Here is a 16,022-nt window from a genome sequence, read left to right on the forward strand (position 1 = left end):
GCCGCCGTCATGGTCCCGTTATAGGCCCTGCCGCGCCCCTTTCCCGAGGGCTTTGATTGCCCGGCGCGACCGGTGGGCGGTCGCGACGAACCTTATCCGTACGAGGAGTCAGCGTGTCTGACGTGGTGTTCGTGGTCCTGACGGTGGCGCTCTTCGCGGCGCTCGCCCTGGTGGTCCGGGCGGTGGAGAAGCTGTGAGCGCCGTCAACGCCGTCGGCCTGGTGCTCGCGATCGGCCTGGGGATCTTCCTGGTCGCCGCCCTGCTGTTCCCGGAGCGCTTCTGATGACCATGACAACAGCCGGCGTCATCTTCGTCCTGTCGCTGGTGGTGGCGCTGGTCGCCGTCCACCGGCCGTTCGGCGACTACATGCACCGGGTGGTCTCCGGCACCCGGCAGTCCCGCGTCGAGCGCGGGATCTACCGGCTGGTCGGGGTCAACCCGGCCGCCGAGCAGAGCTGGGGCGTCTACGCCCGCAGCGTGCTGGCCTTCTCGGTCGTGTCACTGCTGTTCCTCTACCTGTTCCAGCGGGTGCAGGACAAGCTCTGGTTGTCGCTGGGCTTCGACCCGGTGGTGCCGCACGGCGCCTGGAACACCGCGGTGTCGTTCGTGACCAACACGAACTGGCAGTCGTACTCGGGTGAGTCGACCATGGGCCACCTGGTGCAGATGGCGGGCCTCGCGGTGCAGAACTTCGTCTCCACGTCGGTCGGCATCGCGGTCGCCGTCGCCCTGGTGCGCGGGTTCGCCCGGCACCGGACGGAGCACCTGGGCAACTTCTGGGTCGACCTGACCCGGATCACCCTGCGGATCCTGCTGCCCGTCGCCGTGCTCGGCGCGATCGTGCTGATGATCGGCGGGGTGGTGCAGAACCTCTCCGCCGGCACCGACGTGACCACGCTGACCGGCGGCAGCCAGACGATCACCGGTGGCCCGGTGGCCGGCCAGGAAGTAATCAAGGAGCTGGGCACCAACGGTGGCGGCTTCTACAACGCCAACAGCGCCCACCCGTTCGAGAACCCGACGGCCTGGACGAACTGGGTGGAGATCTTCCTGATCCTGCTGATCCCGTTCAGCCTGCCCCGGGTCTTCGGCCGGATGGTCGGCCAGCGGCGGCAGGGGTACGCGATCGTCGCCGTGATGGCCATCCTCGCGCTGGCCAGCGTCACCCTCACCAACGTCTTCGAGCTGACCGGGCACGGCACCGTGCCGCAGGCGGTCGGCGCGGCGTTGGAGGGCAAGGAGGTCCGGTTCGACGTGTCGAACTCGGCCACCTTCGCCGCGGCGACCACGTTGACCTCCACCGGTGCCGTCAACTCGTTCCACGACTCGTTCACCCCGCTGGGCGGCATGATGCCGCTGGTCAACATGATGCTCGGCGAGGTGGCGCCCGGCGGCGTCGGCGCGGGCCTGTACGGCCTGCTGATCCTCGCGGTGATCACGGTCTTCGTGGCCGGCCTGATGGTCGGCCGCACGCCCGAGTACCTGGGCAAGAAGATCGGCGCCCGGGAGATCAAGTTCGCCTCGATGTACTTCCTGATCACGCCGGCCCTGGTGCTGATCGGCACGGCGGCGGCCTTCGCCACCGGCAACAACGCCACCGCCCTGAACGTCGGCCCGCACGGGCTCTCCGAGGTGCTCTACGCGTTCACGTCGGCCAGCAACAACAACGGCTCGGCGTTCGCCGGCATCACGGTGAACACCACCTGGTGGGACACGGCGCTCGGGTTGTGCATGCTGCTCGGCCGGTTCCTGCCGATCATCTTCGTGCTGGCCCTGGCCGGTGCGCTGGCCCGGCAGCAGCCCGTGCCCGCGTCCGAGGGCACCCTGCCGACCCACCGCCCGCTCTTCGTCGGGATGGTCGCCGGCGTCACGGTGGTCCTCGTCGCGCTGACCTTCCTGCCCGCTCTCGCGCTCGGCCCGCTGGCCGAAGGGCTCTGATCCCCATGAGGAACGAGAACATGTCCGTCACGTCGGTGACATCGGGGGCCGGCGGGGCGCCGACCGCCGGTACGCCCGCCACCCAGGGCAACCGGGTCGGCGGCGGTCTGCTCGACCCGAAGCAGCTGTTCCGGTCCCTGCCGGACGCGCTGCGCAAGCTCGACCCGCGCACGCTGTGGCGCAACCCGGTGATGCTGATCGTCGAGATCGGCGCCGTCTTCACCACCGTCCTCGCGTTCGCGGAGCCGTCCGTGTTCGCCTGGGCGATCACCGTGTGGCTCTGGCTGACCGTGGTCTTCGCCAACCTCGCCGAGGCGGTGGCGGAGGGCCGGGGCAAGGCCCAGGCCGCCACCCTGCGGCAGGCGAAGCGGGACACCATCGCCACCCGCCTGATCGGTTGGACGCCGGGCTCCGCCCCGAACGCCTACCGGGACGAGGCGGTGCCCGCCCCGGAGCTGAAGCAGGGCGACATCGTCCTGGTCGAGGCGGGCGGCGTCATCCCCGGTGACGGCGACGTGGTCGAGGGCATCGCCAGCGTCGACGAGTCGGCCATCACGGGCGAGTCCGCGCCGGTGATCCGGGAGTCCGGCGGCGACCGCAGCGCGGTCACCGGCGGCACCCGGGTCCTCTCCGACCGGATCGTCGTGAAGATCACCCAGAAGCCGGGGGAGAGCTTCATCGACCGGATGATCGCCCTCGTCGAGGGCGCCAACCGGCAGAAGACGCCGAACGAGATCGCGCTGAACATCCTGCTCGCCGCGCTCACGATCATCTTCCTGATGGCGGTGGTCACTCTCCAGCCGTTGGCGATCTTCTCGAAGGGTTTCCAGGCCGCCGCGGCGGACACCGGCGCGATCACCGACGGCGGGGTCACCGGCGTGGTGCTGGTCTCCCTGCTCGTCTGCCTCATCCCCACCACCATCGGGGCGCTCCTGTCGGCGATCGGGATCGCGGGCATGGACCGCCTGGTACAGCGCAACGTGCTCGCGGTGAGCGGTCGCGCGGTCGAGGCGGCGGGCGACGTGAACACGCTGCTGCTGGACAAGACCGGCACGATCACGCTGGGCAACCGGCAGGCCGCCGAGTTCCTGCCCGTCGAGGGCGTCGAGGCGGCGGAGGTCGCCGACGCGGCGCAGCTGTCCAGTCTGGCCGACGAGACGCCGGAGGGGCGCTCGGTGGTCGTCCTCGCCAAGAACGAGTACGGGCTGCGCGAGCGCGAGCCGGGCGTCATGCCGCACGCCACCTTCGTGCCGTTCACCGCGCAGACCCGGATGAGCGGCGTCGACCTCGGCGCGGAGAGCGTGGACGGCGGGGTGCGCCGGATCCGCAAGGGCGCGGCGGCGGCCGTCATGAAGTGGGTACGCGACAACGGCGGACACCCCACCGGACAGGTCGGCGACCTGGTGGACGCGATCAGCGGCACCGGCGGCACGCCGCTCGTGGTCGCCGAGCACGTCGAGGGCGAGCCGGCCCGCGCGCTCGGCGTCATCCACCTCAAGGACGTGGTGAAGTCCGGGATGCGCGAGCGGTTCGACGAGATGCGCCGGATGGGCATCCGCACCGTGATGATCACCGGGGACAACCCGCGGACCGCGAAGGCGATCGCCGACGAGGCCGGCGTGGACGACTTTCTCGCGGAGGCCACGCCCGAGGACAAGCTTGCCCTGATCAAGAAGGAGCAGGAGGGCGGCCGGCTGGTCGCGATGACCGGCGACGGCACCAACGACGCCCCGGCGCTCGCCCAGGCCGATGTCGGCGTGGCCATGAACACCGGCACGTCAGCCGCCAAGGAGGCCGGCAACATGGTCGACCTCGACTCCGACCCGACGAAGCTCATCGAGATCGTCGAGATCGGCAAGCAGTTGCTCATCACCCGGGGCGCGCTGACCACGTTCTCCATCGCCAACGACGTGGCGAAGTACTTCGCGATCATCCCGGCCATGTTCGCGGGCCTCTACCCGACCCTGGACGCGCTGAACGTCATGCGGCTGGCGAGCCCGGAGTCGGCGATCCTCTCCGCCGTCATCTTCAACGCGATCATCATCGTCGTGCTGATCCCGCTCGCCCTGCGGGGCGTGCGCTACCGGCCGGCCAGCGCGTCGAAGCTGCTCAGCCGGAACCTCTGGCTCTACGGCCTGGGCGGCCTCGTCGTGCCGTTCCTCGGCATCAAACTCATCGACCTGCTCATCCAGTTCATCCCAGGGATCTCGTGATGCGCCTACCAACCTGGCTCGCCCAGCACCTCGCCGCCCTGCGGGCCCTGCTCGTCTTCACCGTCCTGCTCGGCCTGGTCTACCCGCTCGCCCTGGTCGCCGTGGGCCGGATCCCCGGCCTCGACGGCAGGGCCGAGGGCTCCCTCCTCACCGTCGACGGGAGGACCGTCGGCAGCAGCCTCATCGGCCAGTCCTTCACCGACGCCGACGGCAACCCGATCGCGCGCTACTTCCAGAGCCGACCGTCGGCGGCCGGCGCCGGCTACGACCCGACCGCCACGGCGGCCAGCAACCTCGGCCCGGAGAGCGTGGTGGACACCATCGCCACCGACCCCGAGGAGTCCACGCAGAGCCTGCTCACGCAGGTCTGCGAGCGCAGCAAGGCGGTCGGCGAGCTCAACGGCGTCGACGGGAGCCGGCCGTTCTGCACCCCCGACGGGGTCGGCGCGGTGCTCGCGGTGTTCCGCGCGGACGGGCTCACCGGCCCGGTCACGCGGGTGGTCAGCGTCAACCAGACCGCGCCGGCCACCCCGTTCCTCGCCAGCTACCAGGGCGTCCGGGTCGAGCTGGCCCGGCCCGGCACCGACTACGTGGCCGAGGGCGGGATCGTCACCCCGATCCGCGGCGACGCCCCCGCCGACCCGGCGGTCCCCGCGGACGCCGTCACCGCGAGCGGCAGCGGCCTCGACCCGCACATCAGCCCGGCGTACGCCGAACTGCAGGTGGGCCGGGTCGCCCGCGAGCGCGGCGCGGACCCGGCGGCGGTCCGCCGCCTGGTCGACGCGCACACCACGGGACGGTCGCTCGGCTTCATGGGTGAGCCCGGGGTCAACGTGCTGGAACTCAACGTGGCCCTGGACCGGGAGTTCCCCGCCCGCTGAGCGCCCGATCCACGCGGGGCGGGGCCACTCCGGTGGCCCCGCCCCGTACCGTCATCGCAGGGAGAGGATGGTCCCGTGCCACGAGGAGAGCTGCGCATCTACCTGGGCGCCGCCCCGGGCGTCGGCAAGACGTACGCGATGCTGGAGGAGGCCCACCGGCGGGCCGAGCGGGGCACCGACGTGGTGATCGGGCTGGTCGAGACGCACGGCCGCAAGCACACCGCGGCCATGATCGGCGACCTGGAGCAGGTGCCGCGCCGCGCCGTCGAGTACCGCGGCGCCGAGTTCACCGAGATGGACGTGGACGCGCTCCTCGCCCGCCGGCCCGAGGTCGCCGTGGTGGACGAGCTGGCGCACACGAACGTGCCCGGCTCGCGCAACGGCAAGCGCTGGCAGGACGTGCAGGAGCTGCTCGACGCCGGCATCGACGTGCTCTCCACGGTCAACATCCAGCACCTCGAGTCGGTCAACGACGTCGTCGCGCAGATCACCGGGACCGTCCAGCGGGAGACGGTGCCGGACGAGATCGTCCGGGCGGCCGAGCAGGTCGAGCTGGTCGACATGACCCCCGAGGCGCTGCGCCGCCGGATGGCGCACGGCAACATCTACCGGCCCGACAAGATCGACGCCGCGCTGGGCAACTACTTCCGGGTCGGCAACCTCACCGCGCTGCGCGAGCTGGCGCTGCTGTGGCTGGCCGACAAGGTCGACGAGCAGCTCGGCCGCTACCGCGACCAGCAGGGCATCGCCGAGACCTGGGAGGCCCGCGAGCGGGTCGTCGTCGCGCTGACCGGCGGCCCGGAGGGGGAGACGCTGATCCGGCGGGCCGCGCGGGTCGCCGCCCGCAGCAAGGGCGCCGACCTGCTCGCCGTGCACGTGGCCCGCAGCGACGGGCTGGTCGGCGCGGACCCGGCGCAGCTCGCCCGCCAGCGGGTGCTGGTGGAGAGCCTCGGCGGCACCTACCACCAGGTGCTGGGCACCGACGTTCCGGCCGCGCTGCTCGACTTCGCCCGGGGGGTCAACGCCACCCAGCTCGTGCTCGGCGCGAGCCGCCGGGGCCGGCTCGCCCAGATCCTCTCCCGCGGGGTCGGCGTCACCACGATCGCGCAGTCCGGCGCCATCGACGTGCACCTGGTCACGCACACGCAGGCCGGTCGCGGGCGCCGGGCGGCCGCCGTGCCGGCGGCACTGTCCCGGCGCCGGCGGCTGCTCGGCTTCGGCCTCGCCGCGGTCGGCGTACCGCTGCTCACCGTGCTGCTCACGGTCCTGCCCGACCTCACCCTGGCCAGCGACATCCTGCTCTTCCTCGCCGCCGTCGTCGCGGTCGCGCTGGTCGGCGGGCTCTGGCCGGCCCTGGTGACCGCGCTCGGCGGTTCCCTGCTGCTCAACTGGTTCTTCACGCCGCCGTTCAACACGCTGACCATCGCGGAGCCGGACAACCTGCTCGCCCTGGCCGTCTTCGTCGGGGTGGCGCTGTCGGTCAGCTGGATCGTGGACGTCGCCGCCCGCCGCACCCGGGAGGCCGCCCGCGCCGCCGCGGACGCCCAGACCCTCGCCGCGGTGGCCGGTGGGGTACTCCGCGGCGGACGCCCGCTGATCGCACTGCTCGACCAACTGCGGGAGACGTTCGGGTTGCGCGCGGTCAGCGTGCTGGAGCTCGCCGAGGAGGCCAGCGGGAGGCCGGCCCGGGCCCGCGAGGAGCGGGCCTGGTGCGTGGTGGCGAGCGTGGGCGACGACCCGCCCACCACACCGGTCGGCGGCGAGACCGTGGTGCCGGTCGACGAGCGGATCACCGTGGTGCTCTGCGGCGCCCGGCTGGAGGCCGCCGACCGGCGCCTGGTCGAGGCGTTCGCCGCCCAGGCGGCCGTGGCGCTCCGGCAGGAGCGGCTCGCCGAGGAGGCGGCGACCGCCCGGCCGCTGGCCGAGGCCGACCGGATGCGGACCGCCCTGCTCGCCGCGGTCAGCCACGACCTGCGTACGCCGCTCGCCTCGGCCAAGGCGGCGGTGACCAGCCTGCGCAGCCCCGACGTCGAGTTCGACGAGGACGACCGGGCGGAGCTTCTCGCCACTGCGGAGGAGTCGCTGGACCGCCTGGCCCGGCTGGTCGCCAACCTGCTCGACATGAGCCGGCTCCAGGCCGGCGTGCTCGGGCTCACCCCGGTCGCCATCGGCCTGGAGGACGCCGTGCCGCGCGCGCTGGACGAGCTGGGGCCGCCGGCCGTGGGGGTCACCACCGACATCCCGGCCGACCTGCCGGCCGCCACCGCCGACCCCGGCCTGCTGGAGCGGGTGCTCGTCAACGTCATCGCCAACGCGCTGCGGTACAGCCCGCCCGGGCAACCGCCCACGGTCACCGCGAGCGCCCACGCCGGTCAGGTCGAGCTGCGGGTCATCGACACGGGGCCGGGCATCCCGGAGGACAAGTGGGAGCACGTGTTCCTGCCCTTCCAGCGCCTCGGCGACCGGGACAACCAGACCGGTGTGGGGCTCGGGCTGGCCCTGTCGCGCGGGCTCGCGGAGGCGATGGGGGGCAGTCTCACCCCGGAGACCACGCCGGGTGGTGGACTGACCATGGTGCTGCGGCTGCCCGCCGCGATCCAGCAGGGCCTGGTGGAGGGACCACAGGAATGACACGCATCCTGGTCGTCGACGACGAGCCGCAGATCCTGCGCGCCCTGCGGATCAACCTGCGCGCCCGCCGGTACGACGTGGAGGTGGCCGACACCGGCGCCGGCGCGCTCAAGTCCGCCGCCGGACACCCGCCCGACCTGGTGGTCCTCGATCTCGGCCTGCCGGACATGGACGGGGTCGAGGTGATCCGTGGCCTGCGGGGCTGGACCGGCGTGCCGATCATCGTGCTCTCCGGGCGGGCCGGCAGCGAGGACAAGGTGGAGGCGCTGGACGCGGGCGCCGACGACTACGTGACCAAGCCGTTCGGGGTCGAGGAACTGCTGGCGCGGATCCGGGCGGTGACCCGGCGGCTCGGCTCGCCGGCCGACGCGAGCGCCACGCTGCGGGTGGGGAGCAACACCGTGAACCTCGCCGACCGCACGGTCGTGCGCGACGACGGCACCGAGGTCAAGCTGACCCCCATCCAGTGGTCGGTGCTGGAGAAGCTGCTGCGGCACCCCGGCAAGCTGGTCAGCCAGCGTCAACTGCTGCACGAGGTGTGGGGGCCGGAGTACGAGAACGAGAGCAACTACCTGCGGCAGTACCTGGCCCAGCTGCGCCGCAAGCTGGAGGACGACCCGGCCCGGCCCCGGCACCTGATCACCGAGCCCGGCATGGGCTACCGCTACCGCCCCTGACTCACCGCCGCTCCGCCGGAGCGGTGGCGACGTGCGGCGGGGTGGTGGCGACGTGCGGCGGGGTGGTGGCGACGTGCGCCGGGGCGGGTGCGGCCCCGACCGCGTCCGGGAACCGGCCGGGCGCGGCGTCGGCGCGCCGGGGCGCGGGTACGCGGGGCGGCCCCGGCCGCACCGGCGGGGCCACCAGCAGCGGGTCGACCTGGATCCGGTCGATGCCCAACGGCCGGAGCATCGACCGCAGGGCCGACTCGCAGAGCCGGATCCACGGCTGGTCGGCGCCCATCGCGCGGGCCAGCTGGCCCGGCCCGGTGAACGCGAGACCGACCCGCTGCCCCTGCGGGAGCCGGCCGGTCCGTACGGTCAGCGCCTGCCGCCCCGGCGTGTCGCGTACCGGGACGACGTAGGTATCCATCGTTGCTGCCTTTCGATGGAGACGGTGGCCGGCGGGCGGCCGGTCCACGCCCACGACGACCCGTGGGGCGGACGACGCGCGGCTCATGCCGGCGTCCGCAGGCGCGCCGGGGCGGCGGCGCCCGACAGGTCGAGCGCGCGCAGGATGCTGTGCGTGACGACGATCTCCGCGCCGCCGCGGCGGCGCAGGTCGGCCATGGCCCGGTGCAGCACGGTCAGGCTGGGGGCGGAGAGCCGTACGACGGCGTCGAGGTCCGCCGCGACCCACCACGCGGCCACCGCGCAGGGCTCGCTACGCAGGTACTCCAGCAGGTGGCTGCCGGGCGTGGCGGCGGTCAGCCGCACCCCGACGAGCGCTTCGTGCCGTCGTTCCGGCTCGTCCGTCGTCAGCGCGTCGACCGGGCCGTCCGGGGACCACCGGGCCCGCGGCCCGAGGTCCACCGGCTCGTCCCGCCGACCCAACCGTCGTGAGGTCATGTCGCCATCGTGGCCACGGTGTGGCGCGGGGGCCGGCGCCGATACGGCGAATTGACGGGGGAGCGGGCAATCTTGACGCCTTGTTGACGACGGCCCGGGGGTCGGGAGCGCCGGCCGCGCCGGGGCATGGAGAAGACGGTCCCGGGTACGGCAGGTCGCAACGATGTCCGCCGAGATCGGAGGCAGTCAGCGATGGCCAGCGTCACCAAGCCCATGCTCGACGCGTACCCGAAGTCGATCAACCTGGACCGGGCGAAGCTGGCCGCGGTGATCGACACGCTGAACGATTGTGCCCAGGCCTGCACGGCGTGCGCCGACGCCTGCCTGAGCGAGGAGATGGTCGCCGAGCTGGCGAAGTGCGTGCGGACGGACCTGGACTGCGCGGACGTCTGCACGGCGACCTCGCGGGTGCTGTCCCGGCACACCGGCTACGACGCCAACGTGACCCGGAGCCTGCTGGAGGCGTGCGCCACCGCCTGCCGGGCCTGCGGTGACGAGTGCGAACGTCACGCCGACCGGCACGAACACTGCCGCATCTGCGCCGAGGCGTGCCGGGCCTGCGAGCGGGCCTGCCGGGACCTGCTGGCGACGATCGGTTGACCGACGACCGCCGGCCGCCCGGAACGTTCCGGACGGCCGGCGGGACGGCGCGGGGTCAGCGCTTGGCCTGCTGCTTCGCCATCTGCGGGTCCATGCCCTTGTCGACGCGCTTGAGCGCGTCCTTCAGCTGGCTCTCCGTCATCTTGGAGTTGCCCTCGATGCCCGCGTTGTGGGCGCGCTGACGCAGATCGTGCAGTTGCTCCCGGCCGGTCATCTCAGCCTCCATCCGTTGTCACGGGCGCGAGGCGCGGCCTCGCGCCGGGCAACCGCACGCTTTCCCGGTGCCGGGACGGGCAAACGCGGTCACGGTGCCCGCCGTCTCTCGCTCTGTTGCTGCGAGTCGTCACCGTTGCGGGTGGTGACGCTGATCTGCCCGTCGGACTCCATCCGGGCCTCCCGTACCTTCGCGATGTCGTCGACTCCCTGCTCGCGCAGTTGCTGCCGCAGCTCCTCGTCGGTGATGAGTTCCCGGCGCATGTTGCGGTGCATGATCCGCCCGTCGCGCACCAGGACCAGCGAGCCGGGCCGGATCAACCGGGCCGCGGCGGGCCAGCGGAACGCGACGGCGTCCAGCAGGTACGACCAGCCGATGATCACCGCGACGAGCAGCACCCCGTCGGTGATCGAGGTGTAGTTGCCGGACATGCCGTTCTGCGCGGCGTCGGCGAGCAGCACGATGACCAGCAGGTCGGTGACACCGGTGGTGCCGCTCTCCCGTTTCAGGATGACCCGGAGAAGCCCGAACAGGGTCAGGTACATCACGCTGCCCCGGATGACCGTCTCCGGCAGCGGCGTGCTCGGAACGAACAGCTGTCCCCAGTCGATCACGGTCCCGGCTACCCGGCCCCCGTCGTGCCATTCCTGCGCCCCGTGCCACCTCACGACAGGGGTCCCGCTTTCCCGTTTCGGCGGCGCGGAACGGGGCAGGTGTGAGGATCGGGGCGAGGGGGCGAGGAGTGGGGGTCACGGGATGGCGAGCGCGCGGGAGGCCACGCACACCTTCGTGGGCAGCGCCCTCCCCGTCGTGGTGGCCGGCGCCGTCGCGATCGCGACCGGCCAGCCCTGGCTCTTCCCGAGCCTCGGGCCCTCGGTGATGCTGCACGTCGAGAAGCCGCAGGCGCCGGAGTCGTCGCCGCGCAACACCGTCGTGGGGCACGTGGTGGCGCTGCTGGCCGGGTACGCCTTCCTCGTGGCCTGCGGGCTCACCGATCAACCGTCGGTGCTCCAGGAGGGCGTCTCGGGCCTGCGGATCGTCGCGGCGGCCGGGTCGCTGGCCGTCACGGTGACGGTGCTGTACCTGCTGCGGATGTCGCATCCACCGGCCGGGGCGACCACGCTGATCGTGAGTCTCGGGCTGCTGCACAGACCCGCCCAACTGGTCGTCGCCGCCGTGGCGGTGCTGCTGGTGACGATCGTGGACTGGGCGTACAACCGGGCCGCCGGTCGCGCGATGCCGGTGTGGGCTCCGTGATGAGGAGGAGGCGGGACATGGTCGACCGGATCGCCGATCCGTGGGGTGATCGGACCCCGTACGGGCCGGGGCAGGAGTGGCCGGCGCGGGTGGACACCTTCCTCGACGAGGGTCTGCGCGAGTCGGACGTGGACACCTGGATCCAGTCCGCGTCCATCCTCCACTCGAACGGGGACGCGCTCGACATCGCGGTGAGGGGCGGCCGGATCGTCGGCGTTCGGGGGCGGGCCGTGGACCGGGTCAACCGGGGCCGCGTCGACCCCAAGGACCTCTACGGCTGGCAGGCAAACCACAGCCCCGACCGGCTGACCCGCCCGCTGGTGCGCGAGGGCGGCCGGCTCGTGGAGACCGACTGGGACACCGCGATGGGGCGCGTCGTCGCCCGGTCGAAGGAGCTGCTCGACGGCCCCGGTGGGTGGGGTCACTTCGGCTTCTACACCACCGGACAGCTCTTCCTCGAGGAGTACTACACGCTCGGCGTGATCGGGAAGGCGGGCCTCGGCACCCCGCACATGGACGGCAACACCCGGCTCTGCACGGCGACCGCGGCGTCGGCCCTGAAGGCGACCTTCGGGGCGGACGGGCAGCCGGGCTCGTACTCCGACGTCGACCACTGCGACGCGATCGCGCTCTGGGGGCACAACGTCGCCGAGACCCAGACGGTGCTCTGGATGCGGATGCTGGACCGGCGGCGCGGGCCGAACCCGCCCGCGATGCTCGCGGTCGACCCGCGGGCCACGCCGGTCGCCCGCGAGGCCGACGTGCACCTCGCGATCCGCAACGGCACCAACATGGCCCTGATGAACGGCCTGCTGCGGGAGATCATCCGTAACGGCTGGTACGACGAGGAGTACGTCACCGCGCACACCCTCGGCTTCGACGAGCTGTGCCGGACGGTCGACGCCTACCCGCCGCAGCGGGTGGCCGACATCTGCGACGTGCCAGCCGCCGACGTCAGCCGCGCCGCCGAGCTGCTCGGTGCGTCCCAGCGCCTGCTCTCCACCGTCCTGCAGGGCTTCTACCAGTCCAACCAGGCCACGGCGGCGGCCTGCCAGGTCAACAACCTGCACCTGCTGCGGGGCATGATCGGCCGGCCGGGAGCCGGCATCTACCAGATGAACGGCCAGCCCACCGCGCAGAACACCCGGGAGACCGGCGCGGACGGGGACCTGCCCGGGCTGCGGAACTGGGACAATCCGGAGCACATCGCGGAGCTGGCCCGGCTCTGGAACGTCGAACCCGAGGTCATCCCGCACTGGGCGCCGCCCACCCACGCCATGCAGATCTTCCGGTACGCCGAGCAGGGCTCGATCAAGCTGCTCTGGATCAGCGCCACCAACCCGGCCGTCTCCCTGCCCGACCTGTCCCGCATCCGGCACATCCTGCGGCGACCGGAGCTGTTCGTGGTGGTGCAGGACCTCTTCCTCACCGAGACGGCGGAGCTGGCCGACGTGGTGCTGCCCGCCGCCACCTGGGGCGAGAAGACGGGCACCTTCACCAACGTGGACCGCACGGTGCACCTCAGCGAGAAGGCCGTCGACCCGCCCGGCGAGGCCCGCGCCGACCTGGACATCTTCCTGGACTACGCGCGGCGGATGGACTTCCGTGACCGCGACGGCCGGCCGCTGGTCCGGTGGACGACCCCGGAGGAGGCGTTCGAGGCGTGGAAGGAGTGCTCACGCGGGCGGCCGTGCGACTACACCGGCCTCAGCTACGACAAGCTGCGCGGCGGCAGCGGCATCCAGTGGCCCTGCACCGAGGCTCACCCCGACGGCACGGAACGGCTCTACGTGGACGCGGTCTTCCGCACCGACCCCGAGGTGTGCGAGACGTACGGCCAGGACCTGGCCACCGGCGCCGAGTTCACCGCCGAGGAGTACCGGGCGAAACAGCCGGGCGGGCGGGCGTTCCTGCACGCGGTCGACTACCGGCCCTCGCCGGAGGTGCCCGACGAGGAGCGGCCGCTGCTGCTCACGACCGGCCGCACCGTCTACCACTTCCACACCCGGACGAAGACCGGGCGGGCCCCGCAGCTGAACGCGGCGGCCCCCGACGTCTGGGTGGAGCTGAACCCGGCCGACGCCGAGCGGCTCGGCATCGCCGAGGGGGACCTGGTCGGCATCGCCTCGGCGCGCGGCGCCGTGCAGGCCCGCGCGCGGCTCGCCGGCATCCGCCCCGGGGTGGTCTTCCTGCCGTTCCACTACGGGTGGTTCGACCAGGACCCGGCCGAGCGCACGCCCCGGGCCGCCAACGAACTCACCATCACGGCGTGGGACCCCGTCTCCAAGCAGCCGCTGTTCAAGGTCGCCGCGGTGGCCGTGGCCCGGCTCGCCGACGGCGGGGGCGTACCGTCCCCGGCCCCGACCGTGGGCGGCGGCGCGCCCACCGTCGCCGCCGTGCCGGCGACGGTCGGCGGGGCGGCGGCCGACGCCAGCAGCCGAGCGGAAGGGGAGTGACCGTGCATCTCGCGCACTATCTCGGCCTGCTGCACCGCGCGCAGGTGAACCTGGCCGGCGCGTTCCGGGAGGTCGGCACGGCCCACCGGGAGGAGCCGGACGTCTACCACCTCTGCCACCAGCTGGCGGAGCGCTGCGACGAGTACGCCGCGCAGCTGCGACCGTTCGCCGCCCGGTACGCCGAGGAGGCGCCCGCCGAGCCGGACCGGCTGCACTCGGAGCTGTTCCGGGGCACCCGGAGCGGCGGGATCGGGCTGCTCCGCGACCTGCAGGACCTCTACCTGATGGCCGCCGAGTGCGACATCTGCTGGACGGTCGTGGGGCAGGCCGCGTACGGCGCCCGGGACCGGGACCTGCTCGCGGTCGTGCGGCGCTGCGAGGGGGAGACCGCCCTGCAGCTCAAGTGGCTGCGTACGCGCATGAAGCAGGCCGCACCGCAGGCGCTGGTCGTGGCCGAGTGACCCCGGTCAGACCTGGACGTGCGGGTTGCCCGCGGTCAGCCGGAGCGTGAAGCCGGCCGGGCCGCCCCGGTGCAGGCTCACGTGGTTGCACGACTGGAAGGTGATCCAGAGGCCGAGACCGCCGGTCGCGCCCGTGCCGGCCGGCAGCAGCCCGGCGAACGGGTCCTTCGGGCCGTCGCCGCAGTCGCTGACGGTGGCCACGATTCGGTCCGGGCCGGCCCACAGGCGCAGCCGGACCGGCGGCCGACCGTGGCGCAGCGCGTTGCTGACGGTCTCGCTCACCGCGACCACCAGGTCGTCGACGTCGTCCGGCGGCAGCACCCCGCGGTCGACGGCCTGCACGGCGGCGCGAGCCTGCGCCGCCGTGGGGTCGGTCAGCTCGATGAGGGGCGGTTCGGCCTGGATCGGGTCGGGCGGCGCGGCCCGCTCCTCGGTCAGGTAGACGACCGGCTCGGTGTACGTGGGGCTGGTCCGGTGCTCCCCGTCCGGGGTGGCGAACCGAGGGTGGGTGCGGGCGACCTCGGCGAGCACCCCGGGCGGGGTGATTCGGCTGTCGTACGCGCACATGCTCCAGAGCGGGAAGTCGTCGTACGCGTGGTTGATGGCCGACTCGTACCGCGCCCACCAGTCCCAGGTCGCGCCGAACGCCTCCCGGGGCAGCTCCCCGATGATCCGGATCTGCCCGGCGCCGGCGGCCACCTGCTCGGTGAGCAGCTGACGGTAGGAGCGGATCGCGGCGGTGGGCCGGGCGTAGACGCTGCCGCCGGGCAGGAACCGGACCCCCGACCCGGCGGGCAGCGCGGCACGGATCAGGCCGCCGGTGCGCTCACCGAGGGCGACGAACGTCGGCTCGCCCGCCGCCACCCCGCCGAGGAGGAACGGTACGGCGACGGCGAGCAGGTCCTCGTCCGAGTCGTACCGCACGGCCTCGTGGTAGTAGCCGTGGTGCCCGGCGGCGGCACCTGTCCTCATCGGCCCACCTCCACCGTGAGGCCGGGCAGGTCGAGCAGCGCCGAGAGGCGGGCAGGCGCGGCGAGCGGGGAGCGCAGCACGAGGGCGGCTCCGCGGCGGTGAGCGTACTCGCGGAGTCGCCGCAGCGCCCGGTGGTCGATGAAGCGCAACCGGGGTGCCTCCACCACCAGCCGGCCGTCGACCGGTCGCAGGTCGACCCGTTCCAGGGCGCTGTCGAGCAGGTCGGCGCTGGTCTGGTCGACCTCGCCGGCGAGCCCGACCCGGTCGCCGGCCGGATCGGCGGCGTAGAGCTGGAACGGCGCCTCCGCGGCGTTCGTCACCGGGTGCAGGCAGGCCAGCTCGGCCACCCCGGAGCGGCCGACGTCGCGCCGGTCGTAGCCGCACATCGCGGCGAACGGCTTCCCCCGCATGTACCGGTCCACCAGGTGCTCGTAGCGGGCGAACGCGTCGAGCTGGGCCCGGGTGCGGACCAGCGGGGTGGCCTCGGCGACCACCCGTAGCCCGCGGTAGCCGGCGGCGAGGGCGGCCTCGGTCGCCGCCGCGTACGCCCGGACCTGCGCCGGACCGTCCACCACCGTGCCGGAGCGGTAGGTGTCGCCCAGCGGCACGACCTCGGCCGCTCCGCCGGCCAGCGCCTCGCGCAGCACGGGGGTGGCCGAGAGCCGCGCGCGCACCGGCTCGGGCGGACCGGCCGTGACGTACCGGAGCCGCTCGCCGGCGAGCAGACCGGCGGTGAGGAACATCTGGGCCTGCGCGGTGAACGCGGCCGGATCGTCGTAGACCCAGCAGACGTGTCCGTACGGCGTCGAAGGCCACACCCGCCCGGTCACGCCC

General features: G+C 73.2%; 16 protein-coding genes. 10 read left to right on the forward strand and 6 right to left on the reverse strand.

All coding sequences use genetic code 11. From position 1 onward, the window contains the following. The first annotated feature begins 193 nt into the window (after positions 1 to 193). The 6 genes from kdpF to SM573_RS15410 all read left to right on the forward strand — a co-directional run bounded on the left by kdpF (position 194) and on the right by SM573_RS15410 (position 8,340). Positions 194 to 283 carry a K(+)-transporting ATPase subunit F gene (gene kdpF / locus SM573_RS15385; RefSeq protein ID WP_091344381.1) on the forward strand — a complete coding sequence of 30 codons (90 nt, stop codon included), beginning with the start codon at positions 194 to 196 and terminating at the stop codon, positions 281 to 283. Continuing rightward, positions 283 to 1,938: a potassium-transporting ATPase subunit KdpA gene (kdpA, locus tag SM573_RS15390; RefSeq protein ID WP_474616339.1), complete on the forward strand. Its 1,656-nt coding sequence runs from the start codon at positions 283 to 285 to the stop codon at positions 1,936 to 1,938. The genes kdpF and kdpA overlap by 1 nt, the downstream gene beginning before the upstream one ends. A 20-nt stretch (positions 1,939 to 1,958) precedes the next feature. Then, complete coding sequence (kdpB, locus tag SM573_RS15395; RefSeq protein WP_474612851.1) at positions 1,959 to 4,151, forward strand: potassium-transporting ATPase subunit KdpB; 2,193 nt, start codon at positions 1,959 to 1,961, stop codon at positions 4,149 to 4,151. Then, entirely contained in the window at positions 4,151 to 5,032 is an 882-nt protein-coding gene (locus tag SM573_RS15400; RefSeq protein WP_474616340.1) for a potassium-transporting ATPase subunit C, read from the forward strand. The genes kdpB and SM573_RS15400 overlap by 1 nt, the downstream gene beginning before the upstream one ends. Positions 5,033 to 5,107: 75 nt before the next feature. Next, entirely contained in the window at positions 5,108 to 7,663 is a 2,556-nt protein-coding gene (locus tag SM573_RS15405; RefSeq protein WP_474612853.1) for a sensor histidine kinase, read from the forward strand. After that, positions 7,660 to 8,340, forward strand: coding sequence for a response regulator (locus SM573_RS15410; protein WP_474612854.1), 681 nt, complete (start codon positions 7,660 to 7,662; stop codon positions 8,338 to 8,340). The genes SM573_RS15405 and SM573_RS15410 overlap by 4 nt, the downstream gene beginning before the upstream one ends. 1 nt (position 8,341) lies before the next feature. On the opposite strand, the gene SM573_RS15415 is transcribed toward SM573_RS15410, so the two are convergent. Continuing rightward, positions 8,342 to 8,752 (reverse strand): SAV_915 family protein, encoded by a 411-nt coding sequence (locus SM573_RS15415; protein WP_474612855.1) that lies wholly within the window; start codon positions 8,750 to 8,752, stop codon positions 8,342 to 8,344. 83 nt (positions 8,753 to 8,835) lie between these two features. Then, positions 8,836 to 9,228 (reverse strand): hypothetical protein, encoded by a 393-nt coding sequence (locus SM573_RS15420; RefSeq protein ID WP_474616341.1) that lies wholly within the window; start codon positions 9,226 to 9,228, stop codon positions 8,836 to 8,838. A 192-nt stretch (positions 9,229 to 9,420) separates the two neighbouring features. Between SM573_RS15420 and SM573_RS15425 the strand changes: the two genes are divergently transcribed. After that, positions 9,421 to 9,828 (forward strand): four-helix bundle copper-binding protein, encoded by a 408-nt coding sequence (locus SM573_RS15425; protein WP_474612857.1) that lies wholly within the window; start codon positions 9,421 to 9,423, stop codon positions 9,826 to 9,828. Positions 9,829 to 9,883: 55 nt separating this feature from the next. On the opposite strand, the gene SM573_RS15430 is transcribed toward SM573_RS15425, so the two are convergent. Together SM573_RS15430 and SM573_RS15435 are read right to left on the reverse strand one after the other, a co-directional pair. Beyond that, complete coding sequence (locus SM573_RS15430; protein ID WP_474612858.1) at positions 9,884 to 10,054, reverse strand: hypothetical protein; 171 nt, start codon at positions 10,052 to 10,054, stop codon at positions 9,884 to 9,886. A gap of 77 nt (positions 10,055 to 10,131) precedes the next feature. Then, the gene (locus SM573_RS15435) at positions 10,132 to 10,656 is read right to left on the reverse strand and encodes a DUF421 domain-containing protein (RefSeq protein WP_474612859.1); all 525 of its coding nucleotides are present in this window, start codon (positions 10,654 to 10,656) and stop codon (positions 10,132 to 10,134) included. A gap of 142 nt (positions 10,657 to 10,798) precedes the next feature. On the opposite strand from SM573_RS15435, the gene SM573_RS15440 reads away from it, so the two are divergent. Genes SM573_RS15440 through SM573_RS15450 form a run of 3 tightly spaced genes read left to right on the forward strand, consistent with a single transcriptional unit; the run spans position 10,799 to position 14,216 of the window. Further along, positions 10,799 to 11,299 (forward strand): HPP family protein, encoded by a 501-nt coding sequence (locus tag SM573_RS15440; protein WP_474612860.1) that lies wholly within the window; start codon positions 10,799 to 10,801, stop codon positions 11,297 to 11,299. A 17-nt stretch (positions 11,300 to 11,316) separates the two neighbouring features. Beyond that, the gene (locus SM573_RS15445; RefSeq protein WP_474616342.1) at positions 11,317 to 13,755 is read left to right on the forward strand and encodes a molybdopterin oxidoreductase family protein; all 2,439 of its coding nucleotides are present in this window, start codon (positions 11,317 to 11,319) and stop codon (positions 13,753 to 13,755) included. A 2-nt stretch (positions 13,756 to 13,757) separates the two neighbouring features. Then, positions 13,758 to 14,216: a hypothetical protein gene (locus SM573_RS15450; RefSeq protein WP_474612862.1), complete on the forward strand. Its 459-nt coding sequence runs from the start codon at positions 13,758 to 13,760 to the stop codon at positions 14,214 to 14,216. 6 nt (positions 14,217 to 14,222) lie between these two features. Here SM573_RS15450 and SM573_RS15455 read toward each other — a convergent pair whose 3' ends face one another. Together SM573_RS15455 and SM573_RS15460 are read right to left on the reverse strand one after the other, a co-directional pair. Continuing rightward, positions 14,223 to 15,188: an anti-sigma factor RsbA family regulatory protein gene (locus SM573_RS15455; RefSeq protein WP_474612863.1), complete on the reverse strand. Its 966-nt coding sequence runs from the start codon at positions 15,186 to 15,188 to the stop codon at positions 14,223 to 14,225. Continuing rightward, positions 15,185 to 16,018 (reverse strand): MEDS domain-containing protein, encoded by an 834-nt coding sequence (locus SM573_RS15460; RefSeq protein WP_474612864.1) that lies wholly within the window; start codon positions 16,016 to 16,018, stop codon positions 15,185 to 15,187. Before SM573_RS15460 ends, SM573_RS15455 begins: the two co-directional genes overlap by 4 nt. Between the last annotated feature and the right edge of the window lie 4 nt (positions 16,019 to 16,022).

The organism is Micromonospora xinjiangensis (genome assembly GCF_056150165.1).

Excerpts from the sequence above, each read along its gene's own strand:
- kdpA (WP_474616339.1), top strand. The coding sequence starts at position 283 with ATGACCATGACAACAGCCGGCGTCATCTTCGTCCTGTCGCTGGTGGTG.
- kdpB (WP_474612851.1), top strand. The coding sequence starts at position 1,959 with ATGTCCGTCACGTCGGTGACATCGGGGGCCGGCGGGGCGCCGACCGCC.
- SM573_RS15400 (WP_474616340.1), top strand. The coding sequence starts at position 4,151 with ATGCGCCTACCAACCTGGCTCGCCCAGCACCTCGCCGCCCTGCGGGCC.
- SM573_RS15410 (WP_474612854.1), top strand. The coding sequence starts at position 7,660 with ATGACACGCATCCTGGTCGTCGACGACGAGCCGCAGATCCTGCGCGCC.
- SM573_RS15415 (WP_474612855.1), bottom strand. The coding sequence starts at position 8,752 with ATGGATACCTACGTCGTCCCGGTACGCGACACGCCGGGGCGGCAGGCG.
- SM573_RS15420 (WP_474616341.1), bottom strand. The coding sequence starts at position 9,228 with ATGACCTCACGACGGTTGGGTCGGCGGGACGAGCCGGTGGACCTCGGG.
- SM573_RS15425 (WP_474612857.1), top strand. The coding sequence starts at position 9,421 with ATGGCCAGCGTCACCAAGCCCATGCTCGACGCGTACCCGAAGTCGATC.
- SM573_RS15430 (WP_474612858.1), bottom strand. The coding sequence starts at position 10,054 with ATGGAGGCTGAGATGACCGGCCGGGAGCAACTGCACGATCTGCGTCAG.
- SM573_RS15440 (WP_474612860.1), top strand. The coding sequence starts at position 10,799 with ATGGCGAGCGCGCGGGAGGCCACGCACACCTTCGTGGGCAGCGCCCTC.
- SM573_RS15445 (WP_474616342.1), top strand. The coding sequence starts at position 11,317 with ATGGTCGACCGGATCGCCGATCCGTGGGGTGATCGGACCCCGTACGGG.
- SM573_RS15455 (WP_474612863.1), bottom strand. The coding sequence starts at position 15,188 with ATGAGGACAGGTGCCGCCGCCGGGCACCACGGCTACTACCACGAGGCC.